General features: G+C 47.4%; 25 protein-coding genes. 18 read left to right on the forward strand and 7 right to left on the reverse strand.

Going from position 1 to position 25,887, the window contains the following annotated elements:
- Positions 1-132: 132 nt before the first annotated feature.
- Positions 133-786, reverse strand: coding sequence for an OmpW/AlkL family protein (locus tag C2M35_RS10730; protein WP_105200965.1), 654 nt, complete (start codon positions 784-786; stop codon positions 133-135).
- A 230-nt stretch (positions 787-1,016) separates the two neighbouring features.
- Between C2M35_RS10730 and dapE the strand changes: the two genes are divergently transcribed.
- Entirely contained in the window at positions 1,017-2,192 is a 1,176-nt protein-coding gene (gene dapE / locus C2M35_RS10735) for a succinyl-diaminopimelate desuccinylase (protein ID WP_105265332.1), read from the forward strand.
- Between the two features lie 75 nt (positions 2,193-2,267).
- Here the strand turns inward: dapE and C2M35_RS10740 are convergent, their stop codons facing one another.
- Positions 2,268-4,007 carry a GNAT family N-acyltransferase gene (locus tag C2M35_RS10740; protein ID WP_105213071.1) on the reverse strand — a complete coding sequence of 580 codons (1,740 nt, stop codon included), beginning with the start codon at positions 4,005-4,007 and terminating at the stop codon, positions 2,268-2,270.
- A gap of 178 nt (positions 4,008-4,185) precedes the next feature.
- On the opposite strand from C2M35_RS10740, the gene C2M35_RS10745 reads away from it, so the two are divergent.
- Entirely contained in the window at positions 4,186-5,109 is a 924-nt protein-coding gene (locus C2M35_RS10745; protein WP_105265308.1) for a 2-hydroxyacid dehydrogenase, read from the forward strand.
- Positions 5,110-5,427: 318 nt separating this feature from the next.
- Here C2M35_RS10745 and smrA read toward each other — a convergent pair whose 3' ends face one another.
- Both smrA and C2M35_RS10755 read right to left on the reverse strand, forming a co-directional pair.
- On the reverse strand, positions 5,428-6,021 hold the full coding sequence (gene smrA / locus C2M35_RS10750; RefSeq protein WP_105265333.1) for a DNA endonuclease SmrA: 594 nt from the start codon (positions 6,019-6,021) through the stop codon (positions 5,428-5,430).
- Positions 6,022-6,131: 110 nt separating this feature from the next.
- Positions 6,132-6,368, reverse strand: coding sequence for a hypothetical protein (locus C2M35_RS10755; RefSeq protein ID WP_105200968.1), 237 nt, complete (start codon positions 6,366-6,368; stop codon positions 6,132-6,134).
- A 588-nt stretch (positions 6,369-6,956) separates the two neighbouring features.
- Here C2M35_RS10755 and C2M35_RS10760 point away from each other — a divergent pair.
- On the forward strand, positions 6,957-7,337 hold the full coding sequence (locus C2M35_RS10760; RefSeq protein WP_105200969.1) for a response regulator: 381 nt from the start codon (positions 6,957-6,959) through the stop codon (positions 7,335-7,337).
- A 130-nt stretch (positions 7,338-7,467) separates the two neighbouring features.
- Here C2M35_RS10760 and rpsT read toward each other — a convergent pair whose 3' ends face one another.
- Positions 7,468-7,728 carry a 30S ribosomal protein S20 gene (gene rpsT / locus C2M35_RS10765; RefSeq protein WP_105190149.1) on the reverse strand — a complete coding sequence of 87 codons (261 nt, stop codon included), beginning with the start codon at positions 7,726-7,728 and terminating at the stop codon, positions 7,468-7,470.
- A gap of 326 nt (positions 7,729-8,054) precedes the next feature.
- Between rpsT and murJ the strand changes: the two genes are divergently transcribed.
- The 14 genes from murJ (at position 8,055) to C2M35_RS10835 (ending at position 23,990) form a co-directional block, all read left to right on the forward strand.
- On the forward strand, positions 8,055-9,635 hold the full coding sequence (murJ, locus tag C2M35_RS10770; protein ID WP_105265309.1) for a murein biosynthesis integral membrane protein MurJ: 1,581 nt from the start codon (positions 8,055-8,057) through the stop codon (positions 9,633-9,635).
- 63 nt (positions 9,636-9,698) lie between these two features.
- Positions 9,699-10,649 (forward strand): bifunctional riboflavin kinase/FAD synthetase, encoded by a 951-nt coding sequence (gene ribF, locus C2M35_RS10775; protein WP_105265310.1) that lies wholly within the window; start codon positions 9,699-9,701, stop codon positions 10,647-10,649.
- Between the two features lie 21 nt (positions 10,650-10,670).
- Positions 10,671-13,493, forward strand: coding sequence for an isoleucine--tRNA ligase (gene ileS / locus C2M35_RS10780; RefSeq protein WP_105265311.1), 2,823 nt, complete (start codon positions 10,671-10,673; stop codon positions 13,491-13,493).
- Positions 13,494-13,513: 20 nt separating this feature from the next.
- Positions 13,514-14,011, forward strand: coding sequence for a signal peptidase II (gene lspA / locus C2M35_RS10785; RefSeq protein ID WP_442792493.1), 498 nt, complete (start codon positions 13,514-13,516; stop codon positions 14,009-14,011).
- Positions 14,004-14,444, forward strand: a complete 441-nt coding sequence (gene fkpB / locus C2M35_RS10790) for an FKBP-type peptidyl-prolyl cis-trans isomerase (RefSeq protein WP_105213066.1) — start codon at positions 14,004-14,006, stop codon at positions 14,442-14,444. The genes lspA and fkpB overlap by 8 nt, the downstream gene beginning before the upstream one ends.
- Positions 14,444-15,373 (forward strand): 4-hydroxy-3-methylbut-2-enyl diphosphate reductase, encoded by a 930-nt coding sequence (ispH, locus tag C2M35_RS10795; protein WP_105200975.1) that lies wholly within the window; start codon positions 14,444-14,446, stop codon positions 15,371-15,373. The genes fkpB and ispH overlap by 1 nt, the downstream gene beginning before the upstream one ends.
- 16 nt (positions 15,374-15,389) lie before the next feature.
- Positions 15,390-16,424 (forward strand): sensor histidine kinase, encoded by a 1,035-nt coding sequence (locus tag C2M35_RS10800; RefSeq protein WP_105265312.1) that lies wholly within the window; start codon positions 15,390-15,392, stop codon positions 16,422-16,424.
- Complete coding sequence (locus C2M35_RS10805; RefSeq protein ID WP_105265313.1) at positions 16,424-17,128, forward strand: LytR/AlgR family response regulator transcription factor; 705 nt, start codon at positions 16,424-16,426, stop codon at positions 17,126-17,128. Before C2M35_RS10800 ends, C2M35_RS10805 begins: the two co-directional genes overlap by 1 nt.
- A gap of 269 nt (positions 17,129-17,397) precedes the next feature.
- A complete protein-coding gene (gene pilV / locus C2M35_RS10810) occupies positions 17,398-17,961 on the forward strand; it encodes a type IV pilus modification protein PilV (RefSeq protein ID WP_105265314.1) in 564 nt (187 codons plus the stop codon).
- A gap of 9 nt (positions 17,962-17,970) precedes the next feature.
- Positions 17,971-19,005, forward strand: coding sequence for a PilW family protein (locus tag C2M35_RS10815; RefSeq protein ID WP_105265334.1), 1,035 nt, complete (start codon positions 17,971-17,973; stop codon positions 19,003-19,005).
- A 101-nt stretch (positions 19,006-19,106) separates the two neighbouring features.
- Entirely contained in the window at positions 19,107-19,511 is a 405-nt protein-coding gene (locus tag C2M35_RS10820) for a hypothetical protein (RefSeq protein WP_158677967.1), read from the forward strand.
- Between the two features lie 31 nt (positions 19,512-19,542).
- A complete protein-coding gene (locus tag C2M35_RS10825) occupies positions 19,543-23,280 on the forward strand; it encodes a pilus assembly protein (RefSeq protein WP_105265316.1) in 3,738 nt (1,245 codons plus the stop codon).
- Complete coding sequence (locus C2M35_RS10830) at positions 23,280-23,684, forward strand: type IV pilin protein (RefSeq protein ID WP_105265317.1); 405 nt, start codon at positions 23,280-23,282, stop codon at positions 23,682-23,684. The genes C2M35_RS10825 and C2M35_RS10830 overlap by 1 nt, the downstream gene beginning before the upstream one ends.
- 3 nt (positions 23,685-23,687) lie before the next feature.
- Positions 23,688-23,990: a hypothetical protein gene (locus tag C2M35_RS10835; RefSeq protein ID WP_105213057.1), complete on the forward strand. Its 303-nt coding sequence runs from the start codon at positions 23,688-23,690 to the stop codon at positions 23,988-23,990.
- A 287-nt stretch (positions 23,991-24,277) separates the two neighbouring features.
- Here C2M35_RS10835 and C2M35_RS10840 read toward each other — a convergent pair whose 3' ends face one another.
- Positions 24,278-24,817: a GspH/FimT family protein gene (locus C2M35_RS10840; protein ID WP_105265318.1), complete on the reverse strand. Its 540-nt coding sequence runs from the start codon at positions 24,815-24,817 to the stop codon at positions 24,278-24,280.
- Between the two features lie 47 nt (positions 24,818-24,864).
- On the reverse strand, positions 24,865-25,404 hold the full coding sequence (locus tag C2M35_RS10845) for a GspH/FimT family pseudopilin (RefSeq protein WP_105258946.1): 540 nt from the start codon (positions 25,402-25,404) through the stop codon (positions 24,865-24,867).
- A gap of 128 nt (positions 25,405-25,532) precedes the next feature.
- Between C2M35_RS10845 and glnB the strand changes: the two genes are divergently transcribed.
- Entirely contained in the window at positions 25,533-25,871 is a 339-nt protein-coding gene (gene glnB / locus C2M35_RS10850) for a nitrogen regulatory protein P-II (protein ID WP_105190133.1), read from the forward strand.
- The last annotated feature ends 16 nt before the right edge of the window (positions 25,872-25,887 follow it).

The following is a 25,887-nucleotide window of genomic DNA, read 5'->3' on the forward strand; positions in this document are numbered from 1 at the left end:
TAGCGGGCTAAATATCGTGCTAACCGCGTTGGAATTTTTCTTTGTAGCATAACTACATAAGAAAAACTCCGCCTTGTTATCACATCATTTGTCCAGCGCTATATCTGTTCACATACTTAACAGAATTGGTATTTAGAAGCTGTAACGTACACCGAACATGGCAACAACAGGGTCGATTTTAACGTCAACGGTCAGTGCCTTAACGCCATCGGCATAAACGCTTGCGTCGCTGTCGATATCCATGTAGCTGACCATGCCGTGTAGACCCCAGTTTTTGTCCAGCGCGTAGTTAAAACCAACCTGAGCGGCAAGGCCCAATGAGTCGTCTAGCTTTAATTCTACGTCGTTTGTACCCAATACGGTTTTAAGATCTTGGCTCGCTTGCTCATCGAAGAAGATGGTGTAGTTGATACCGGCACCTACGAACGGGCGGAACTTATCGCCGGCCTGACCGAAGTGGTACTGGCCAAGAAGCGTAGGTGGTAAGTGTTTAACTTCACCGATTGATGCACCTTTAAGACCGGTACGACCGTCCACGTCGTGGCTAAATGGCGTGGCTGCGATTAGCTCTAACACCCAGTTGTCGTTTAGGGCGTAGTCGATGGTAATACCCAGCTGCGTATCGTCATCAACGTTTAGGCCAAGCGTTGGATCTTGGTCGATTTTAGACACTTCGCTGTCTGGGTTTACATTAATGGCACCCACATTAATGCTCAGGTTTGCGTGAGCAAGAGAAGAGGTTCCAAGTAAAAGGCCAACTAAAGCTGCGCTAAGTGTTTTTTTCATCTTCATCTTCCTAAGTAGAAATTTTAAATTTGTTGTGCTGATGGCGCCATTATCAGGGCTGTTGGAAAATAAAAACTGTTCTAGATCAAGCTTTCATCCGCGTTTGCGTATCGCCTCGGTGGATCTTTGATTTAGATTAAACTTTGTGTCGGTTATAAGGCGAAAAGTTGACATAAGGCTGTCATAAAAAGGCGCTGTAATGGCTTTAACGCCATGTTATGGAGCATTTTATGTCGAACGCTGCTCGCCTTAAGGCAAAGGTTTCGAATCTTGCGGATGAGCTTGTGTACTTGCAACAGCTTATTCGTTTTCCCTCGGTTACTCCCAATGAGGCCGGCGCCATCGCCTGGCTTGATCAGCAACTTACACAGCGGGGGTTTAGTTGTGAGCTCTTTGAGTGCCAAGGGGTGAGCAATCTGATAGCGAAATACGAGTTTGGCCCAGGGAGTGCCTTTGCGTTTTGCGGCCATATAGATGTGGTACCAGCCGCCGCCGAGCGTTGGCGCTGCGATCCTTTCGCTGGCGACATTATCGATGGCGAAATTTATGGTCGAGGTGCCGCGGACATGAAGGGCGGGGTCGCGGCCATGCTGGCGGCCACCGATCGTTTATTGGCGGCTAAGCCGACTCAGGGACAATTCTATTGGTTGATCACCTCGGATGAAGAGGGGGAGGCCGAGTTTGGCAGTGCCGAGATTGCCAAGCATCTGCAAAACCAGGGTGTGCGTTTAGACGCCTGTCTTGTCGGCGAGCCCACCGCTGATTTACATGCCGGTGATACCATCAAAAATGGTCGTCGTGGCGCCTTGTCGGCGCGTATTAGTGTTAAGGGTCGCGCCGGACATGTTGCCTATCCAGAGCATACGGTCAATGCCGCGCATATTGGTGCGCAATTGGCGGTGGCGCTGCAACAAATTCACTGGCATAAGGATATTGAGGGCTCGAAAACCACATTACAGGTGACCGGCCTGCATGTACCTAACAGTTTGGATAACCTGGTGCCAGCCCAGTGCCAGCTGACCTTTAATGTGCGCTATAGCCATGGTTATCGCAGTAATGATGTGCAGGACATGGTCAATCAGGCCCTGGCGCCTTGGTTAAATGAGATTGAAATCAGTTGGGAGCGCCCTTGTGAGCCTTATTACACCTCCGGTGGGGGCAATATAGATCTGATTGCGGTATTGGAAAGCGCCATTTATGCCTGTACTCACAGTTATCCTAAGCTCAGCACCAGTGGCGGCACATCCGATGGGCGCTTTTTTGCCAACGAGCACACTCAGGTGGTGGAGTGTGGTGTACGCAACTACACCATCCATCAGGATAACGAACGGGTTGCAGTGGCGGATCTTACTGCTATTACCGATATTTATGCCCAGACGCTAAAGCAGGTGTTCGCCTGCTCTTAAGAGTGGGCACTGTAATTAAGAGATGAAAAAGCCGGTGTGAAAACCGGCTTTTTTGTGGTTGGGGGAATCTGTTAACTAGTTTTCTTTTGTACGGGCGATCAGGGCATCATTGGTGAGATAGCGCTGCGCCTTTTTCTCTTTCAGCTTGGCCATATCGACCAATACCAGGCCGTCGATACAGTTATTAAAGTCAGGGTCGACACTAAAGCTTAAAAATGAGACCCCGTCCTCTTGGCAAAGTTCAGTGTATTGCTTGAACAGGGTTGGCACCTGGGCGCCCATATTGGCCAAAATATGCTTTAACTCGGTAAAGTCCGCTTTAACATCATTTCCGCAGAACAGGCTTTGCGCATAGGCCTGAGTATCGTCACTGTGTTTAAACTCATGTTTAGGAATAGCCAGTTGCTGCACTTGTCCATAATAATGTTGGTAGTGGTACACCAGCAGCTCCTTGGCATTTTCCGGCAGTGCATTAGAGAGGCTGACGGCGCCGAATAGATAGCGGTACTTGGGGTAGCGGCTAACGAAGGCACCAATGCCAAACCATAAATAATCCAGGCTCTTGCGGCCCCAGTACTTTGGTTGCACAAAGCTGCGCCCGAGCTCTATGCCTTGCTGGAAATATTCATCCATGCCCGGCTCGTAGTCGAACAGGCTGTCCGTGTACAGGCCCTGACGCCCTTGTTTATTGATGATTTCGTCGGCACAGGCCAGTCGGTAAGCGCCTACTAACTCCAGCTGCTTTGGATCCCAAAGCAAGAGGTGATGATAGTCCATATCATATTTGTCTATATCGCGACGTTTGCCACTGCCTTCGCCCACGGCGCGAAAGGCGATTTCCCGCAGACGGCCAAGTTCGCGAAACAGCGCCGAGCTGCCTTGATACTGATACAGATAAATATGCATGCCGTCCTGAGTTTCTCCCAAACGCTCGCAGTCATTAAGGGCCGATACCAAGGCCTTGCGGCACTCGGCATGGGCAATAGGCGTCTGAGTTTTTAATAGCTCAGGCTTTTTCGTGCCGAGACGATAAAGCTGTTTGCGGATCAGGCGGCTGATCTCTTTATCGTTGAGGTTATCAAGCAGATATGACTTGGGCACTATGGCGGCGCCAATTTCAAATTCCAGCGACTTTTGTCTTTGCTTGAACATTTCCTTGACCAACAAGAGGCTGGCCAGTGGCTTGTAGATCATTGAGGTGCCGTAAAACAGCGGGCTGTTCTTGGCCTTAACTAAAATTGGCAAAACAGGGGCGCTGGCTTTTTTAGCAATGCGTAAAAAGCCGTGGTTCCAGGTGCAGTCCTTGACGCCGGTTGGACGCAAACGCGATACCTCTCCGGCGGGGAAAATCAACAGGGCTCCTTCATCCTTAAGATGTTGATGAATAGCGCCCAGCTCTTTTTTACGGCTGTTGCCGGACATATTGTCCACCGGCAATAATAAGGAGTGCATGGGGGTGACACTCATCAGTAAGCGGTTGGCGACCACCTTGATATCCGGGCGGACTCGCGCCAACACGCTGATCAATGCCAGGGCATCAAGTGAGCCGATAGGGTGGTTAGCCACTATTACCAAGCGCCCTTCGCTGGGAATATTGTCCAGTTGCGCGGAGTTAAATCGGGCGCTGAAATCCAGCTCTTCTAAAACTTGCTCGATAAACTCCAGGCCCTGTAAGTGTGGGTAATTATCACCAAAAGCAACAAACTCCTGCTCATGTAACAAATAACCCAGGCCTTTTTTAACCAGCCCCTTTACCTTGGGTGAGTTTGCTAAACTCGGTAGGTTATCTTCTACGACCTTATCAATGCTGATCATACTGTGCCCTTTGGCAACGAAATAATAGCTAGATTAAAAATCGACCATGACACTAAGGTGTAAAATAAGTGACATTTTTAAGACTGGGCGAGGGTTAAAGCGGCCATTGCAAAATAGCCTAGTGACGCTGCACTAAGGCTATGTGATACTGCTCTTTTTTATTGTTCGGGAGTAGTCGATGAGCTTATTGTTAGCCATTCCTAATCGTAATATCGAGCGTTTAGAAGCCCAGCTTCAGGCGCAATTGGGGGCTGATAAGGTACAGGTATGGCCGAATATAGTTGATGCCGAGGGCGTAGATATGGTGCTCGGCTGGCAGGTACCTGAAGAATTATGGTCGCAGTTGCCGAATGTGCGCGCGGTAATGTCTTTTGGTGCCGGTGTTGATGGATTGAACTTGGCGGCTATTCCCGCGCACCTGCCCGTCGGTCGCATTGTCGACCCTGAGTTGGCAGCGGATATGGCCGAATATGTATTAACTCAGGTGTTACTGCATAAAACCAATATGCCCCGTTATATGCATCAGCAAGAGCAGCAAGTTTGGCGGCCCAAGCGAGTACGCTCTTATAATCGGGTGGGTTTGCTGGGTTTTGGTCAACTTGGGCAAGCCATAGCCAAGCGTTTAAGCGCTAATGGTTGCTCTGTGATGGCTTATTCTAATGGCGCTAAAACCGATAGTGATGAGGTGCAGCATTTTCATGGTGAGCTGGGTCTGAATACCATGTTGGCACAAAGCGATTATCTGGTGTGTATTTTGCCCTTGACCGAGCAAACAAGGGGGATAATCAATGCCGATTTGCTGGCTAAACTGCCCGATCATGCGGTAGTGATAAATGTTGGCCGTGGTGCCCATGTGGTGGAAGAGGATTTACTGGCGGCGCTGCAAGCGCAGCAACTTGGTGGCGCATCTCTCGATGTCTTTAATCAGGAGCCTTTGCCCGCAGAACACATGTTTTGGCAAACTCCAAACCTGATCGTCACTCCCCATTGCAGTGCGCTAAGCAGGATAGATACCGTGGTTGAGCAGGTGGTGACTAATTATCAGCGCTTACAGCGGGGCGAAGCTTGGCTCCATTGCATAGACAGGCAACGGCAATACTAAATTACTACTGTCTAAGTAAACAGCTTGTTAATTTTTTGCCGCTTGCTTATAGTGTGTGCCGTTACATACTTGATGTAAAAAATAATAATAATAATCTTAGCCGCTAAAAGGCTAAGCCAAGTGGGAAGCGTTATGAAACACAATCAAGGTGGAGCTAAGTTTAGCTATATATTGATTTGGGTTGCTTTTCTCGGATTAGCGGCCTGGTTCAACCAAGCTAACGCCATGCCTTTATAAGGTCTAGGGCTAGAACACTACCATTCCAATGCATAAAAATGCCGAGCCGAGCTCGGCTTTTTTTTGCCTGATATTCGAGTCTTAGCGCTTGGCGTGCAGTTCTCGGTTTTCCAGTTTTTTCTGCGCACTTTTTTTCAATAATGCATAGGTGGAGCCTAGGCCGCCGTGGCATTTTAGGGCGCTATGGAAAGCCAAAACACAATCGAGTTGCTGCAGCCAATGGTTCACATAGCTTTTTAGCAGGCCTTTATGGGGCTGGCTCTTTTCTCCAATGCCGTGCCTTATCAGTAATACGCGAATATTACGTTCATGGCAGTCGGTAATGGTTTCATACATGGCCTTGCGTGCCTGGACCAGGGTTTGACCGTGCAAATCTAAGGTGGCATCCACATCATATTTACCAAGGCGCAGATTTTTATACACGCCTTCTTGCACACCGGATTTTTTAAAGGCTAGAAAATCATGGGGATCGAGCAGTTCAACATGTTCGCTTGCGAGCAGGTTGCCATCGAACTGGATCGCTTGCTCCGCTGCCCGACGTTTCTCCTGCTGTGCAAGCGTGGGTTTAGATGAGCGTTGAAAGTAACTGACGGTATCTGGCTTTGCCATGGGGGTAACATCACCCATAAACTCAGCAAATAGGTCGCTGTCGCGTGCTGGAGAAGAAGAATTCATAATCGCCTCGGCCAAATAAATTACAGCTAGGCTGATGTTAGCCTATTTTATTTGACTTGTACCACAGCATTTTTGTGCCGTGGTACCAAGTGCGTTATTTTTGCGCTGTTTTACACTAGAGTGCGGCCAACGCGGCTGGTGTATACCTTAAATAAATAGAAGGTATTAATTAACACTAGGGTAATGTTAGTCAAACCATTAGGTGTAACTAACTGCTGAGCATGGACAAAAAATAACAAACCAATGGCGATACTTGCGGCGATACGCAGCAGGGTGCCATGACTAATAAAGAAAGCGCCAATAGCCAGTGCTCCAAGTATGATTTGAATTCCAAGGTTGACGTCCAAGTTGCTCGACTCCAAAGTGTAATAGGACTAAAAAAGAGGCGCTATTATGCGAGCCATTATGGGTGCAAACAAACTAAAAAAAATATCATTTTCGGATAAGTTTTATTAATCTGAAATTTAATGCGCTCAGAGTGAGAATACATCCATATTGAGGTGCGGGATCTGGGCCGTTGGGCATTAGCCGGACAATAAAGGAATTCAGGTAAAATCAGGATAATTGCCAATTCAGGGGGTAAATGACTGCAAATCAGTGGGTAAGGAGGCGTTCATCATTTTTTTTAGCATCTGAAAAAATAGATAATGATGCATTACTGATTAGAACTAATGCAGGCTAGCGTTTTCTTTATGACTATATAGGGAACTTGATTGAGGTTAAGTCGATAGAATAAACATAAGTTTGCTTAATGTTTAATAAGGCAGTTAAGCGCCCCGTCATTTCTACCTTGTAAGCTTGGTTACCAAGGCGCTGGCAGATGCTTGGCCTAACAGTCGCATCGCTCTATAATAAGGGCGGTTTTTAGTGTAGTTTGGTTATCTAAGTTAATTCTTAGGATTGCCCCATTCAGTAGGATAAGTTAGGAAGTTTCAATGGACGATATAGCAATATTAATAGTGGATGATGTTGGCACGGTACGGAGTTTTCTCAACCAAACCTTGATGCATTTAGGGATAGACGATGTCGATGAAGCGGCGACTGCGGCGCAATGTATGTCGGCCTGTGCGCAAAAGCGTTACCAGATTGTATTTTTAGATATCGAACTGCCCGATGGTGACGGAAAGGCGATGATAGCCGACATTAACGCTATTTTGCCCGAGGCCAAGGTGGTGATGGTTAGCGCGCATTCTACTATTGATAATGTTAAGGATGCCATAGACAAGGGCGCCAAAGGTTTTGTGGTGAAACCCTTTTCACCGAAGAAGATTGCGGCGATGCTGAAAAAGTTTTATCCCAGCATAGAGTTTGCCTAAGAGGCAACTCAAGAAATGGGGAGCAGGTGTATACCGCGCCTGCTTAATCATGTATTTATTCGAATGTGATTGATTTGCAGACATAAAAAAACCGGCCTAGGCCGGTTTTTTTGCTAGATTAAGAGCTAAATTATAGCGCTTTGATCTTAGCAGCAAGGCGGCTCTTATGGCGAGCTGCCTTGTTTTTGTGGATTAGACCCTTAGTTGCGTAACGATCTAAAATAGGTGTAGCTACTGCGAAAGCCGCTTGTGCAGCTTCTTTGTCACCAGCTTGGATGGCAGCAATTACTTTCTTTGTGTATGTACGCATCATTGAACGACGGCTTGCGTTGTGCTGACGGCGTTTTTCGCTGGTTACAGCGCGTTTCTTTGCAGACTTGATGTTAGCCAAGGTTTGCTCCTAACAATCTTAAATAAAGCTTATATTTAAAGGCCGTGGACTATGCCCGTTTTTTTTCAATTTGTCAATCAAATTTACTCACGTGGCACAGCCAACTGCAGGAGTAACGAATCGCCAATGCCTACCGGGAGACACATATATAAGGTGCTATAGCGGGTTAGCGCACCCTATACCCAATAAAATTTGGTTTGTTATTGCAGTTAATGGCCTGTGACCGCGGCGGATTATAGCAAAGCAAATGAGCGGCGACCAGCGCTGTATTCGCTCGGCTTTTATTGGCATAATGCCGCAATTAATGTCGGCCCAAGAGAGGATGTGTGGCTAACAGCTTGTTTCGTTCCGGTATGATTGTCAGTGCCATGACAATGATTTCGCGGGTATTAGGATTAGTACGCGATGCGGTGGTGGCCAATTTATTGGGTGCCAATGCCAGTGCCGACGTATTTTTATTCGCCAATCGCATTCCCAACTTTTTACGTCGCTTATTCGCCGAAGGTGCGTTTGCGCAGGCCTTTGTGCCAGTTCTGAGCGAGATAAAAGAACAGCAAGGGGATGACGCGGTACGGCTTTTTGTCGCCCGCGCCGCCGGCACCCTGGGCACCATATTAATTATTGTTACCCTGCTTGGGGTGATAGGCTCGCCCATAATTGCCGCGCTGTTTGGTGCCGGTTGGTTTGTGGACTGGTATCAAGGTGACGCCGATGGGGAAAAGTTTCTGCTTGCCTCAAGCTTGTTGAAATGGACCTTTCCCTATTTATTCTTCGTCTCCTTGGTGGCCTTCAGTGGCGCCATTTTAAACGTTTATAACCGTTTTGCGGTGGCCGCCTTTACCCCGGTGCTGCTTAATGTGGCCATTATTGGCTGTGCTATTTTTCTGCATCAGCAATTCGATGTCGGGGCCTATGCGTTGGCCATAGGTGTCTTTGTCGGTGGCGTGGTGCAACTGGCATTTCAAATCCCCTTTTTATATCGCGCCAAGATGTTGGTTCGGCCCCGTTGGGGCTGGCATGATGAAGGGGTGAAAAAGGTAAGAACCCTGATGATCCCGGCGCTGTTCGGGGTGTCGGTGTCGCAAATCAATCTCTTCTTGGATACGGTTATAGCGTCCTTCCTGGTGACCGGCTCCATTGCCTGGCTTTATTACGCCGACCGCTTAATTGAATTCCCACTCGGGCTATTTGGCATAGGCATTGCCACGGTGATCTTGCCGACGCTGTCAAAATTACATGCCGGCGATAAAGGTTCGGACTTCCAGGTTACTCTGGACTGGGGCGTGCGCTTTGTGATTTTCCTTGGACTGCCGGCCATGGTTGGCTTGATGCTCATCAGCCCGCTGATCATTACCGTGCTGTTCGACCATGGCGCCTTTGCCAGTGCCGGTGAAGACCATGTAAGGGCTGTGGCCTTAGGTGTTGCCGCCTACGCGGTGGGCCTGGTGAGCTTTATGCTCATTAAGGTATTGGCGCCTGGCTTTTATGCCCGTCAGGATACCCGTACTCCGGTGCGCATTGGTATTATCGCCATGGCGCTGAACATGGTGTTTAACCTTATGTTGGCACCCTTTATCGGTTATCTGGGATTGGCTCTGGCCACGGCGCTGTCGGCTACTTGTAATGCCTTTTTGCTGTATCGTCAGCTGGCCAAGGACGAGGTGTATCATTTTTCCCGCTTTAGTTTGGCCTTTAGCAGTAAATGCCTTATTGCTAGCGTGGTTATGGGTATCCTGGTTTACCTGGTGCAAGCCCAGTTTGCGTGGCAAGATTGGCCCTTGCTTGAGCAGATAATGCTGCTGGCTGGCCTGATAGGGGCGGCGGCAAGCACTTACTTTGGTATGCTTTTTATTTTTGGTGTGCGCCCAAGTACGATAAAAAATGTGGCAACTACTGAATCACATTAAAAAAAAGATTATAATCGAGCACTTTCGTCAGCAGTAGTGCGCAAAGACAAGGCATTTTGAGCGATGGAGCTTATACGCGGAATCCACAATATACGCGACCAGCATCACGGCTGTGTACTCACCATAGGTAACTTTGATGGAGTGCACTTAGGCCATGTTGAGGTGATCAAGGGGTTACTAGAGGACGCCAAGGCGTTAAACCTACCCAGCACAGTGATGATCTTCGAGCCGCAGCCACAGGAGTTCTTTTGTAAAGATCAGGCTCCGGCACGGCTAACGCGACTGCGTGATAAGCTGGCTTTACTTGCCAAGCTTGGGGTTGAGCGGGTGATCTGTGTCAGCTTTAACCGCAAATTTGCCAATTTAGCCGCTGCTGATTTTGTACAGCAAGTGTTGATTGACAAGCTGGGCGTACAGGCCCTGACCGTGGGCGATGACTTTCGCTTCGGACGTGGCAGGGAAGGTGACTTTTCTTTGCTGCAAGAGCTGGGCAAGGGCGCCGGTATGGCGGTAAAAAGCACGGAAAGCTTTAAAAAAGCCAATGCCAGAGTGAGCAGCACTGCTATTCGTACCGCCTTGAAAGCGGGAGACTTGCAACTGGCGAAAACCATGCTGGGTCATGACTATGCCATCAGTGGCCGGGTGATCCATGGTTGGAAAAAAGGTCGCGAGTTGGGTTTTCCGACCGCCAATGTCGCTCTTAAACGCCAGGTATGCCCTCTTAATGGCGTTTTTGCGGTGCAGGCGGTGATAGCCGGGCGCACCTACAATGGGGTAGCAAATGTAGGTAACAAACCTACATTTAATGGTACCCGGGCCTTGTTGGAAGTACACTTGTTCGACTTTGCCCAGTCGATTTATGGACAATTTATAGAAGTGAAGCTTAAACATAAGCTTCGCGACGAACAAAAATTTAATAGCTTCGATGAATTGGTGCAGCAAATTAAGCACGATGCCATCGCGGCAAAGCAGTTTTTTACTTTAGCGACCACCGCCCAGAGCGGCAGTCTGTAGCCGATACGGAAAGTAGGATTAATGAGCGACTATAAACATACCTTAAACTTACCGGAAACCGAGTTTCCAATGCGTGGCAACCTAGCCCAACGCGAACCGCAAATGTTAAAGCAATGGTACGAGCAAGACTTGTACGGACAAATTCGCGCCGCAAAAAAAGGTAAGAAGTCTTTCATCTTGCATGATGGACCTCCTTATGCCAATGGCAACATTCACCTAGGTCACTCAGTAAACAAAATCCTAAAAGACGTGATTATCAAGTCGAAAACCCTGTCGGATTTCGATGCCCCGTATGTGCCGGGCTGGGACTGTCACGGTCTGCCAATTGAATTAATGGTAGAGAAAAAAGTAGGCAAGCCGGGTCACAAGGTAACAGCCGCAGAATTCAGACAAAAATGTCGTGACTACGCCGCCAAGCAGGTGGAAGGTCAAAAAGCCGACTTTAAACGCCTGGGCGTATTCGGTGAGTGGGACAACCCGTATCTGACCATGAACTTCGATTTCGAAGCCAATGCCATCCGTACTTTAGGTCGTATTATCGACAAGGGTCACCTGCATAAGGGTGCTAAGCCGGTACACTGGTGTACGGATTGTGGTTCGGCCTTGGCCGAAGCTGAGGTTGAATACCAAGACAAGCAGTCGCCAGCCATCGATGTGAAGTTTGTGTTCGCCGATGAGCAGGCCGTTGAAGCGGCATTTGCGTTGAGCGCAGAGCACAAGGGCACAGGCAGCATCGCCACCGCGATTTGGACCACAACGCCTTGGACCTTGCCAGCAAACCGTGCTGTAGCGGTACACGCTAATCTTGAATATGCCTTAGTTCAGGTAGAAGACGAAGGTCAACAACAGCGTTTAGTGCTTGGCTCTGAACTGGTTAAAGATTGTATGGACCGTTTTGGCTTTAAGCATTTCCACACGCTTGGTTATGCCAAAGGTTCTGCCCTTGAAAACCTGCAAGCAGCGCACCCATTTTTAGAATTCAATGTACCGGTTATTCTTGGCGACCACGTTACTACGGACTCGGGTACAGGTATCGTTCATACCGCGCCGGGCCATGGTCAAGAAGACTATGCGGCAGGTCTTGCCTATGGCCTTGAAGTGGCGAACCCGGTTGGTGCTAACGGTGTGTATCTTCCGGATACACCTATTTTCGCCGGTCAGCACGTATTTAAAGCCAATCCGAATGTGATTGAGCTGCTGCAAGAAAAAGGTGCCTTGTTGCATCACCATGCGCTTCAGCACAGCTACCCACATTGTTGGCGCCATAAAACGCCTATTATCTTCCGTGCTACGCCGCAGTGGTTTATTGCCATGGATAAAGCGGGCTTGCGTCAGGATTCACTGGCTGAAATCAAGAAGACAGAGTGGTTGCCAAGCTGGGGTGAAAGCCGTATCGAAAACATGGTTGAAGGTCGCCCGGACTGGTGTATCTCGCGTCAGCGTACCTGGGGTGTGCCGATTGCTTTGTTTGTTGATAAAGACACGGGTGATTTACACCCGAATACCAGCGAACTAATCGAAAAAGCGGCGCAACTGGTAGAAAAAGGTGGCATTCAGGCATGGTATGACCTTGAGCCGGAAACCCTATTAGGTGCGGATGCCGAGCGTTATGTAAAAGTACAAGATACTCTGGACGTGTGGTTTGACTCGGGTGTAACTCACGCTTGTGTGCTGGATGCTCGCGATGAGCTGAGCTCACCTGCGGATCTATACCTGGAAGGGTCGGATCAGCACCGTGGTTGGTTTATGTCATCGCTAATGACCAGTGTTGCCATTCATGGCCGCGCGCCATACCGCCAGGTGATGACCCATGGTTTCACCGTGGATGAAAACGGCCGTAAGATGTCTAAGTCTTTAGGCAACGTGATTTCACCGCAAGACGTGATGAATAAAATGGGCGCCGACATTCTGCGTCTCTGGGTGGCGTCGACCGACTTTACCGCAGAGATGACGGTATCGGATGAAATTTTCAAACGCGCCGCGGATCGTTACCGTCGTATTCGTAATACCAGCCGTTACCTACTGGCTAACCTAAATGGCTTTAACCCAAGCACTGACTTGGTTGATGTGGCCGACATGGTTGAGCTTGACCGTTGGATCGTCTCTCGTGCGGCGCAGTTGCAAGAAGAAATCGTTAATGCCTATGACGAGTATCAGCTACTTGTGGTTACGCAGAAGCTAATGAACTTCTGTACCGGCGAGCTGGGCTCTTTCTACCTAGACGTGATCAAAGACCGTCAGTACACGGCCAAGGCTGACTCGCACGCTCGTCGTTCATGTCAGAGCGCTCTGTACCATATTGCCGAGGCGATGACACGTTGGATGGCGCCTATTCTAAGCTTTACCGCTCAAGAAATCTGGCAGGTGCTGCCGGGTGAGCGCAGCGAGTTTGTATTTACCGGTACCTGGTATGAAGGTTTAACTTCGGTTGAAGGTAAGTTCTCTGATGAGCAATGGCAAACCGTGTTGAACGTCCGTGATGCGGTAAACCGTGTCCTGGAAAGTGCCCGTAAGGAAGACATTATCGGTGCTACCTTGCAAGCAGAGGTGACTCTGTACGCCAATGACGAGCTTAAAGCGACACTGGATGCCTTGTCTGACGAGCTGCGCTTTGTGCTGCTGACTTCTAAAGTATCCGTGCTTGCCCATGGTGATAAGCCGGCTGACATTGAAGAGTCTGAATTGACTGGCTTAGCCGTATTCGTGGCCGCCACTAATGCACAAAAATGTGAGCGTTGTTGGCACTATTGTGATGATGTAGGCAGTGTTGAAGCGCATGCGGAGCTGTGTGGTCGCTGTGTTACCAACGTTGATGGCGATGGCGAAACACGTCAATTTGCATAATCTCAGCTGTAGGAGTGAATGTGTCAGCTAAGCGTAATGGATTAATTTGGTTGGTACTTACTGTGGTGCTTTTGGTGGTCGACTGGGCCACCAAAACCCTGGTAGTGAATACCATGACCTTAGGGCAGACCATAGATATTCTGCCTGTTTTCAATATTACCTATGTACATAACCCAGGTGCTGCATTTAGCTTTTTAAGCGATGCCGGTGGCTGGCAACGTTGGTTTTTAAGTGCCATTGCGGTGGCGATTTCGGTGTTACTGATCTGGTGGCTTAAACGCTTACCCGCATCGAATAAATTACTTGGCTGTGCCTATGCCCTTGTGTTGGCTGGCGCCCTGGGTAATCTTTATGATCGTATGGTTTATGGCTATGTGATTGATTTTATTCATGTGTATTATCAGAACTGGCATTACCCCAAGTTTAATATTGCCGATTGCGCTATCTGTATTGGTGCCGCGCTATTGTTAATTGATGCCTTTAAATCAAGCAGTAAAAAGGAGTCGGTCAATGAGTGAAGCCATTATCGGTGCTAATTCTGAAGTAGTGTTTCATTTTTCGATCAAGTTGTCGGATGGCTCTGCCGCCGATTCCACCAAGGTTCACAACAAGCCTGCTAAACTGGTAATGGGTGATGGCAGCCTGACGGAAAACTTTGAGAAGTGTTTGCTGGGCCTGCGTGCCGGTGAGGAAAAAAGCTTTGAGCTTGAGCCTGAGGATGCCTTTGGCCAACCTAATCCGGACAACATTTATCATGTGGATCGCAGCAAGTTCAGCGCCGAAGCGCCAGCTAAGGTGGGCGCAATTATTGCCTTTACTCAGCCAGATGGCACCGAGCTACCGGGTGTAGTGCGTGAAGTGCAGGGCGAGTCGGTGACCATTGATTTCAACCATCCTTTAGCCGGTCAAAAGCTGACGTTTGAGGTGGAGATCTTAGAGGTAATTAACTGATGAAAATCATGTTAGCCAACCCGCGCGGATTTTGTGCCGGGGTCGATAGAGCGATCAGTATAGTAGAGCGTGCCTTGGATATTTTCGAGGCGCCCATCTATGTGCGTCATGAAGTGGTGCACAATAAATACGTGGTCAATGGTCTAAAAGACCGAGGCGCCGTGTTTGTTGAAGAGCTGGATCAGGTACCCGATGACAGTATCGTGATTTTCAGTGCTCATGGAGTATCGCAAGCGGTACGCCAGGAAGCCAAACGTCGTGAGCTGAAAGTATTTGACGCTACCTGTCCTTTGGTTACTAAGGTACATATGGAAGTAACCCGGGCTTCACGCCGTGGCACCGAATGTATTTTGATCGGTCACCAGGGTCATCCAGAAGTGGAAGGCACCATGGGTCAATACGACAACCCAGAGGGTGGCATCTACCTGGTGGAAACCCCAGAGGACGTGGCCAAGCTTGAGGTTAAAGATCCTAGCAAGCTGTTTTACTGCAGCCAAACCACCTTGTCGGTGGACGATACCGCCGATGTGATAGACGCATTGCGTGAGCGTTTTTCGGATATCGATGGCCCGCGTAAGGACGATATCTGCTACGCCACGCAAAACCGTCAGGATGCGGTGCGTGATTTGGCAGACAAGGTTGATGTGCTTTTAGTTGTCGGTGCTAAGAATAGCTCCAACTCTAACCGTCTACGCGAACTGGCCAGTAAGATGGGCACCACAGCCTATTTGATTGATGATGCCAGCTCCATTGATGCCAACTGGTTACAAAATGTTGATAGTGTTGGCGTAACAGCAGGCGCATCGGCGCCAGAGGTGTTGGTAAAAGAGGTGGTCAATCACCTTAAATCACTTGGCGGTGAGCAGGTGGTGGAAAACCCGGGACGTGAAGAAGATATAGTCTTTGCCGTTCCTGCAGAGCTTAGATAAGCACTTGGGGTGATTAATGAGTCAGTCGTTATCAGCCCAAGCTAATTCTTATTCTTTACTGACCACCTTGTGTCAAACGCGCGGTATTCTGAGCGCTTTGATCGTGGCACAGGTGCTGGCCCTGATCATCAGTTTCAGCGAGTACCAACCGGATAATTTCTGGTTGGTACTTGGCCAGAGCAGCCTGCTTATTCAATTTATTACCTCCATCAGCATTGCTGCGCTTTATGTTCTGAGTCGAGTTAAGCCTGACCTAAACAATTCTGTGCAAGCGCTTGCCGTGGTTGCTGTGTTGGTGCTGAGCACCCTGGCTATCACCTTTTATATCAGTTACCTCGAACTGCTCGATGCCCGGCTTTCCCATTGGTTTGTGTTTAAAAGCAGTGCCATCAGCTTACTGGTCGCGGCCTTATTTGTGCAGTTTATGGCCATCTATAATGAACACGCCAAGGCGCATTCGGCCTATGCGCGAGCTCAGCTTGATGCGTTACAGGCTCGTATTCGCCCACACTTTTTGTTCAATAGCCTCAACACTCTAGCCGAGTTGGCCCATGAAGACAGCGATGCCGCCGAGGAATCGGCATTGGCGCTGGCGTCTTTATCCCGCGCGGCGATGCAGGTGGGTCAGCAAAGCACTTTGGCGCAAGAGCTTGCTCTGGCCAAGCGCTATATTGCCCTGGAGCAGTGGCGTTTTGGCGAGCGTCTAAAGGTAAACTGGCATCTGCCCAAGGAAATCCCCGAGGTGGTTTTACCCTGCTTAACGCTACAGCCCTTGTTGGAAAACGCCGTGGTTCACGGTATTGAGAGCAGTGATAAGGGTGGGGTTATTGATGTTGAGGTACATATTACTAAGCAAAGTGCTACTGTTATTGTTAGCAACAGTTTGAGTGCGCAGCCAACACCAACAACACGAGCTCATAACGGTATCGCCTTGGATAATATTCAAAAGCGTCTGAGCATCATTTATGCCGGCCAGGCCAGCATGCGGTCACGTCGTTTGGCGAACAGTTACCGCGTTAAGTTGGTGGTGCCTAAAATGGAGTTTATATAGTGCAGGTTTTGATCGTTGATGATGAGCCTATGGCGCAAAAGCGCCTTAATCGCTTGTTGGCCGAGCACGCCCATATAGATGTGATCGGGTATGCGAATAATGGTGTGGAGGCTGTTGAGTTAGCGGCACAATTGCAGCCCGATGTGATCTTTATTGACGTTGAAATGCCGGGGAAAAACGGCTTAAGTGCGGCGCAAGAAATTAACGAGCAGGCCATTCCGCCTGCTATTGTGTTTGTAACCGCTCACCCTCAGCATGCCCTCGATGCCTTTAAGGTGATGCCTGCTGCATATCTGTTAAAACCTTTGGAGCGCCAAGAGCTGGATACAGTGGTGAATAAACTGAGCCAACTTAATAAGGCGCAGGTGAAAGGGCAGCAACAGCAAAGCATTAGCTATAAGGTAGGGCATCAAACCAAAAAGCTAAACTTGTCTGACATTATTTACTGCTGCAGCGATGGTAAGTACACGCAAGCCATTTGCCGTGATACGCAGGTCTTGCTTGATACCAGTCTAAAGGAGTTGGAACAGCAGTATCCACGAGTGTTTTTACGCATTCACCGCAATACCTTGGTGAATAAAGAACAGCTGCAGTCCGTGGTACAGCAGGACAGGCAATATCAGGTGCGGCTAAAGTCGTGCGAGGATTTATTAAGCGTTAGCCGCCGTGAAGTAACCCGGGTAAAGGAAGCTTTGACTGAATAACCTGCTGTTAACTTTGCTCTTCGCCTTGGTCTTGTTGTCATAATTTTAAGCTTCTAACCTCAGATTTTAGAATATTCACACATTCCTTGGGCAAGGCTGAGTTATAGATGATTTTTAAGGAAAAATTCTTAGTTAATAATACCCCCACCTAAACCATCAGGATTAGCTAACCGCTTAATCCTGAAAAGATACCGTTTATTCCTTATTACGTTGAGTCTGGCATTAGAGTTACTAAACTGTTAAGAATTACTGCAACTCCATGGATCATTATGCGTAATCAACAAGGTTTTACCCTCCTAGAAACGCTTATCGCGTTTATTGTTTTAGTCTTTGGCCTCCTCGGTGCCATTGCCTTGCAGGCTAAGGCGAAGCAGGCCACCTATGACGCCATGCAGCGTGCGGCAGCGCTGGGCGTTGCCAATGATGTGATTGAGCGTATCAAAGCCAATACCGAAGGGGCACTGGCGAGCAATTACAATGAAATGATAATTGCTAGTGGTGATACGCAGGACGGCGGCTATGTTAGCTGTATAAACAGCGGTTGTAGCGCGGCTCAAGTTGCTCTTTTTGATAGGGAGCATTGGCGTAAGTCGATTCGCGCAACCGATAACACAGGTTCGTTATCTGGCGCTATGATTTGTATTACGACCACTCCTGCCACTCCTGCCATTCCTACAGACAGTTTAGCCATCAATGTGGTTATTTCCTGGGATTCGCGTCAAGAACTTGGCAATACAACCAATGCAGGTACGGTCAAAGGCAGTTGCGAGCCAGAAGATAGCAATAACCTTCGCCGCCGAGCTTTGGCACTTAATTCATTTCTATTTGTGTAGGGAGCGACAATGGATATAAAGCACAACAGGTTTAATCGTAGCGCTGGTTACACCCTATTAGAGCTAATGATCGCCATGGTCGTTGGCATATTTCTCATTGGTGGCGTGATGTTTACTTATCTGAGCATGAAGGTAACGACCTCAGATACGGTGGAAATGGGAGAGCTGCAAGAAACAGGGCGTATTGCGTTAGATATTCTAGGTAAGGACCTCGTCATGGCAGGTTTCTTTGGCCGTTTAAATATCGATTCCATAACAACGGCAGACGCTTCTGGAGTGTCAGCTCCTGTAAGTGATTGTGTTGACGATTTTAATATAGGCAGCTTTCCTGCGACCGGTGCAGTATCAAACTTTCGCGTTATATATGGATTGGAGGCCGACGCAGCTAGCGAGCTTGGCTGTATTGCCAATGCTAAGACTGGTAGCGACGTAATTCAAATCAAGCGGGCCACGGGTGAGGAAGTGTCTGGACAAGCCTCAAAGGCAGGTCAGTATTATGTACAAACCACCTTGTCCGATGCGCGTTTTATCAAAGGTGACGGAAATGTAATTCCTTTTGAACTAGGTAAAGGGGTCTGGCCTTACGAGCACCTGGTGTATTACATCGCTAATGATACTTATACCTCTGACGGTACAGATATTACAGTGCCTGTACTTATGCGTAAGCGTTTAATTGGTGACGAAATGCAAACTGAGCCTGTGCTTGAAGGCGTCGAAAATATTCGTTTTCTTTACGGCCTAGACAGAGATGGTGATGGCAATGTTGATGAATACCTCGATGCAAGTGGAATGACTTCCGCAGACTGGCAACAATCGGGCCCGACAAGTATTAAAACCGTGCAAGTATCTGTATTAGTGCGTGCCACAAAGGAAGATAATAACATTCAGTTAAAAAACAAAACCTATACATTGGGTGGTGATGCCGAAGCCACACAGCGAATATTAACAGGCGCAGATGTACCTGGTAATTATCGTCGCATGGTGTTTGTTTCAACCTTTAAAATTAACAATGCCGGAGGCAACCAATGGTTAATTGCACTTTAGGACGTAATCGCCAACAAGGGGTAGTGCTTATTGCTGCTCTGGTTATGGTCTTGGTAGTGAGTGGCGTAGCCGTAACGCTAATGAGTAGCAGTAGCGTGGATATGAAGGTGATTAATGCGGCTCAGGACTATGATGAGGCTCTCACGAGCGCTTATGCAGATACAAGTCGAGCCATTCATGATGAAATAAAGCTCAAAGGTGCGACGCGGTTTACTACGCCATATTTACCTCAATATGATGCCGATAACCCGGCTCCTGGAGGAGGTAAACCTGACGATGAATCAGTTCCGCTCCTCGATGTTCCTGGCGCTAGGGCAAATTTAACTTTACTTAGGGCGCCGGGCCTACCTAGCCCTACCAACTGTTCGCGCAAGCGTTCGGCTCATAGTACAGATGCCGAGATTAAGTGTAGCCGCGATTTACGGGTCGTGAGCGCAGTGAGTTATGGAAAGAACAATCGCCATTTGGTCAGCGTTATTGCCGGTATAGAGCAAGAGTCTCTGTAACACGAGCGGCATAAATTAATAGGTGAACGACATGAAAGTTTTTAAAAAATTAGCTTTGTTGTGCGCACTTTCTGCGCCGGCAGCAATACATGCCGAGGATATAGAAGTATACGTGGGTAATATGGGCGCCACAGGGGCCAAGGCCAAGGTACTGATAATCGTCGATAACTCTGGCAGTATGAACGAAAAGGTTAATGCCCCCCCTCCGTACGTTAAAGATGAGCTTTACGAAAGTGTAAGTTCTGACAGCGGTTTTAAGGATGAGTATATCTTTTATTCTATTGGTGTTCCTCTAGACGATATAGTTCTGAGTGATCTTGAAAACCGCTCCGATGCGAAGCGATTTAGTAGGCTGCTGAATGGTTGTGATGCAGCGAAAGAAGCGCTGGCTAAATATGGATATTATACTGGGAAAATACTTGAATTTTCAGGAAAAAATAACGGTGGCTGGATTAACCTGATTAATAACAATGGCGGTGAGATGAAAAACCCCATTGATTGTTTAGCTGACTTTCGTAATAACGATGGTGACAATGCTTTTGTGCCGTCTGTAACAACGAAAGTTGCCATTGACCAATATTTACAAGTCGAGGGTTATAGTTCTGCAAATTATGATGGGCTTAAAGGCTTCCCGTCAGATAAGAATTATAATGGTCATAACCCATTCTTTGGCTACAGCGGGGCTAATCCAGATGCTGAGTACTCAAGTGAGTATCGCTCCTATATGGAGGGGCTGTTTGAGCAAGCCAATGTGGTTACCCTTTATTCATCCAACTATGTTCGTTGGTATATACAGAAAGAAAATCAAACTAAAGACGAGGTAGACAAGATTGAGGTTGCCAAAGAAACAATAAGAACCACCCTCGGTACAACGCCTGATGCTGAGTTTGCACTCATGCTGTATAACCTGAACTATCCAAAAGAAAACGATCGGGATGGCGGGCGAATTGTTGCGGGGTTTGGTGATGATGAAAATATCGTAGACATAATAGCCTCCATCGAAGGTCAAACGAATACACCTCTGTGTGAGACTCTGTTTGAAGCTTACAACTATTTTGCTGGTAATAACGTACTGTTTGGTGATGACGACAGCAACTGCAATGACAAGAGTTCTGACCAGGCAAACTGTGCTAACTTTGGCTATCAAGGGAATAACCCTCCATTTGACACCTCTACCACAATAGGCGGAGAGGGCGTTACGTATCAAGCTCCGTATGCCAACCGGGGTGGTTGCTCGGAAGATATCAGCATTATTTATATTACCGATGGTGCGCCTACCATAGATAACGCGGCTGATTTATCAATAGGTGCCCTTTTTGATAATTACGTTGTTGAACAAGTTAAGGGCACTCCTGCTGTTAAACCCAAAATAGAAGATTTGATTGCTACCGAGGTAGTTGAGGGCGAAGAAGGTGAAGAGTCGAGGGTAATTTCAAGCTATTTACCTGCGCTTGCCCACTATATGAATAAGCAAGATATCAATCAGAATATTCCAGGTAACCAAACCGCTACCTTATACACAATTGGTTTTGGCGGTGGGGCACCGGAGGCAATACTTAAGAAAGCCGCACACGAGGGAGGTGGCGAGTATTATTCAGCTAACAGCAGTGAGGAATTACAGTTAGCTCTTCAAAAGTCAGTCGGTGATATTCTCTCGGAATCGAGTTCATTTACGGCGCCATCGGTTGCCAGTAATAACTTTGACCGTACGCAAACCTCTGACTCTGTTTATTACGCTATGTTTTTACCTACAGAAGGTGCGCGTTGGGGCGGTAACTTGAAAAAGTTAAAAGTCTCAGGCGGTCGAGTTGTAGACCAACATGGAGTTTTGGCGCTCGATGGAGAAGGTAATATTAAATCGGGTAATGACATTGTCACCACGTTTTGGAGTGCAGCCCCCGATGGTGGTGAGGTGCGTGCCGGTGGTGCCAACTATGTACTATCGCAGACAAACGCGAGTGCTCGTAAAGTATATTCCAATATTGGCGAAGGAAAATCGCTTGATGAGCTAACGGCTTTAAATGTGGCTAGTTTTTATGGTACCGCGGATAAGATAGCGCAGGGCTTGGGTTTAAGCCTAGATGACTTACTGGCAACCCCAACCTTAGGCGAAGAGTTGATAGAATGGGCTCGCGGTACAGACGTTGATGATGAGGATGCTGATGGTCAAACCAATGATATACGGCAGGATATTATGGGTGACCCCTTACATTCGCGTCCGGTTGCACTGACTTATCCTGACGGTGAAATTAAAATTATCATGGGTACAAATGCTGGCTTTTTGCACTTGTTCTCGGATAAAAATAACACCTTGACTGAGCAATGGAGCTTTATTCCACACGAGCTACTAAGTAATTTAACAACGTTACGTAATAACACCGAGGGCGAGAAAGTCTATGGCATGGATGGCACCGCCACAGTGTATTTTAACGACATCAATAATAACGGTATTGTTGATGATGGCTTAGATACTGTATGGGTAATTATCGGCATGCGACGTGGCGGAATGTCATATTATGCTTTGGATATTTCTACTAGTAATTCGCCAAGGCTTATGTGGACTTTGGATAACACTACCCCAGGCATGAGTCAGCTCGGTCAAACCTGGTCGCGGCCTGTACTTACATACCTTAAAGGCCAGAAGGATGCTAGTGGTAATGATGAGCCGATCTTAGTTTTTGGTGCTGGTTATGACACAAACAAAGACACTGGTTTCGGAGCAGATACTGTTGGCCGTGGTATTTACATGGTTAAAGCCCGTGATGGTAGTTTGGTTGGCAAGTTTGCTAATGATGGCTCTAATGATGGGGTCGCTTTCCCTGGCCAGCATGGCATAGTGGGTGAAGTCGCCATGCTAGACAGCGATTACGATGGTTATACCGACCGTATGTATGCCAGCGATACAGGCGGCAATGTGTGGCGCTTTGATATGCCTAGTAGCGATAAGAGCACCTGGTCTGTGTTCCATTTCGCCGCGTTAAGTAATTCAGAAATACCATCGGAGCAACGTCGCTTCTTTTATGGCCCTTCTGTGGCTCGTACTTACTATACGGAAGTAAAAACCACCACAATTAATAATAAGGAATATATTACTAGGCAGGAGCGTCCTTACGAGGCCGTGTTGGTAGGTAGTGGCAATCGTTCTCACCCTCTGGAAACAACGGAAAGTAACTATCTATATATGTTGCGTGATATGAATACCATAACAGAGTCTTTTACAGAGGCTTTAGATAATGTGCCTACGACGTTAACAGTCTTGGATTTAATGGATATTTCGGATGCACCCTTTGAGCAGGTTGAACCTGATACCGATGCATTTGTAGAGCTTGAAAAAGAAATGGGTCGATACAAGGGCTGGTACTACGCATTAAATGCAACTGAAAAGTCACTTGCTAAGCCAACAGTCTTATTTGGTGTTGCTTACTTCACTTCTTTCACACCTAGAGAAGAAAATGATATCGCGAATTGTGTGCTAGCCGGAGGTATGGGGCGTTTATATGCATTCAATTTGCATTATGGCTCGAGTGTGTATGATTTCGGTCACTCCCTAGAGCTAGGTGATAAGGTCCCACCACCACCTACTTTTATAGTAGAAGAAGAGTTTTATTGCTTGAACTGTGGTACTGACGATGAGTCTGCAGAGGATACACCAGAGCATGGTAAGTTGTTAGAACTAGTTGGCGTTGATGAAAATGATCCTAGGAAGACCTCGCAGCCAGGGTTTAGGACAATACAGAACTATATTTACCGCCTTGAGGACAATAACTAATGAAAAAAAGTAACGGATTTACCTTAATTGAATTGATGATAGCGGTGGCGATAGTTGGGATCTTGGCGGCAGTTGCTTATCCTAGTTATCAGAGTTTTATTATCAGTAGTGCCCGCTCGGAAGCTATGAGCGCAGTGCTTGATGCCGCCAGTAAGCAGGAGCAATACTTTGCTGATAACCGCGAGTACACCACGGACATAAGTAAATTGGGCTTAAATACTAAAACCGAGTCAGGCTTATATGCCTTATCTGCCACCGTAGATGGGCAAAGTTTCGTAATAACAGCTACTCCAGCGGGGGGAGTAGCGTCAAATGATACCAAGTGTACAACATTCACCATAAACGAGGTTGGCGTTAAGGGCGCAACTCCAAGCGCCAACACCGATACTTGCTGGAAGAGGTAAGTTATGAAAATTTTATCAAAATTAATGTTAGCGGGTGCCTTGGTTGCTTTGTCATCAAGCGTTTACGCTAAATCGCTTAATGGTTATAAGTGCTATGCCTTGTTAGAAGACAATACCTTTGCAGTTATCGATGTGGAGATAAAGCAAAAAAGTAAGGCGCAGGCGGCTAATGCGGCTATTGCAGAAGGGCATAAATACCCAGGCAAGAAGCTACAACGGGTAGCAGAAATTCAGCAGTGCGTTTTACGTAGTGAAGAGTTTTCCGATACTAACGCACGTAAATTGGATAAGCTGAAGTTGCGTTAGTATCAACGAACCTAGTTTCACGCTTTAGAAAATGCCAGCTTTGCTGGCATTTTTATTTGGCTTATAACGTAGTTTTGGGAGTTATATGTGCTTTGGCTTTACTCTATCGTTTCGTTTAAGTATCAATTGAGCCGAGATTGATATAGAGACCCTTCCCAGTATAAGTGAGCCCGTACACGTGAACGTAGTGATGCAGCACGGCATTTACAAGGTGCCTGTTGTTCGAGGTGAACCTCCAAAAAAACACGTGAGTCGGGCGGTAACCAAATCATACTCTTGCAGCGTTCCTAATTACATTTGTCGCTATCCTCAAGTAAGCGAATTCGGCCGACTAGACTCACGGTAATACGCAGTGCGGGTTGATTTAATTTGGGCTCTGCCGAGCAATAGATAAAGCTGCCGTTATTAAATCCCAGTAACATTCCAGTGGGCTTAAAGCTTAAACCTGTTCGCGAATAGTTGATGCGGTCGCCTGAACGAGGAGGGGAGATAACACGCAGGATATGTTCGTTAGCATTGCGCTGGCGGTCTTGATTTTCGTCAACAAAAATCATTATGTCGTTTTGCCAAGAATCTGTGCATTGCTGTGCTATTTGCGGGCAGATTCTTACAAACTGATTATGGTAGATGGCGTAGGCGCGGGCCGACATTACATTGCGGTGTAGGGTTTGCATATAGTTAGTGCGGCGATTAGTAAGTTGTAGGTCACCGAAGCTAAACAGAGCGATGCTGATAAGAATAGCGGCTATTGAGATAGCAACCATTAATTCTACCAGCGTCATACCTAAGGCAGCATGATGTGAATAAACCAGAGATTGTGCTTTCATCCTTGAAGCCCATATCTAATCCTTTAGCTATAAGGTTAGCTGCCTTGTTAGGAATCGCAAGTACTGGTGGTTTTGCCTAGGTCGCGAATGGTGCCAGCAGGCATTACTTGAAGCTCAACATTGTATTTATTGTCGCTGGTTGGGCAATAAATAAAGCTTTGTGTTGCACTCACTTGACCTTTTTCATTAAACCTAATTGTTGTAGAAGAAGCTTTTAACTTGCTATTAGAAACAAGAGAAGACAATGAGCGCAGTAAAATATCATTGTCTTTTTCAAAACTGCCGCTGTTGTCTATATCAGAAAACATGATGATGGTGCCCGTTGTCCAGTCTGTCGCACAAGAGCCATTTTCTCCCGGATTGGCCATGGCGCACATGATCACTGGGTCGCCGGTCGTCATGGCTTTAGCGCGGGCGAACTTAACCTGACGCTTAAATTCCATGGCAAAATTATTGGCTTTTTCTTTATTCGTCATTTGTGTAGTGCTGAATAAAGCCATGCCCAATAAGATGGCACCAATGGCGATTGTGACCATCAGTTCAATTAGGGTAAAACCGCGTTGCTTTGTAAAGTGATGATTTTTCATTACATCGTCCTGTTGGCGTAATTATATTAATTTTAACACTATTAACGCATTAGTCACCCCCTTTGATGTTTGCGTCGCCGTCAACAATTGACTAAAATCGGCTCATCTGCCAGCGCAAGAACGAAAATATGAAAAAAGTAGAAGCCATCATCAAGCCATTTAAATTGGACGACGTACGAGAAGCCTTATCTGAGGTGGGTATCACGGGTATGACGGTATGCGAAGTGAAAGGCTTTGGCCGCCAAAAGGGACATACTGAGCTTTATCGTGGCGCCGAGTATATGGTCGACTTTCTGCCTAAAGTGAAGCTTGATATTGTCCTTGCCGATGAAGATGTCGATCGTGCCATTGAAGTCATAGTAAGCACGGCACAAACGGGCAAAATTGGTGACGGTAAAATTTTTGTGACCGATGTCGAGCGTGTAGTACGTATCCGTACACAAGAAGAAGACGAACAAGCCATCTAATATCAATTACACTAGT

Origin of the sequence: Pseudoalteromonas sp. T1lg76 (assembly GCF_002964725.1) — a bacterium.
In the GTDB taxonomy this organism is placed as follows: domain Bacteria; phylum Pseudomonadota; class Gammaproteobacteria; order Enterobacterales; family Alteromonadaceae; genus Pseudoalteromonas.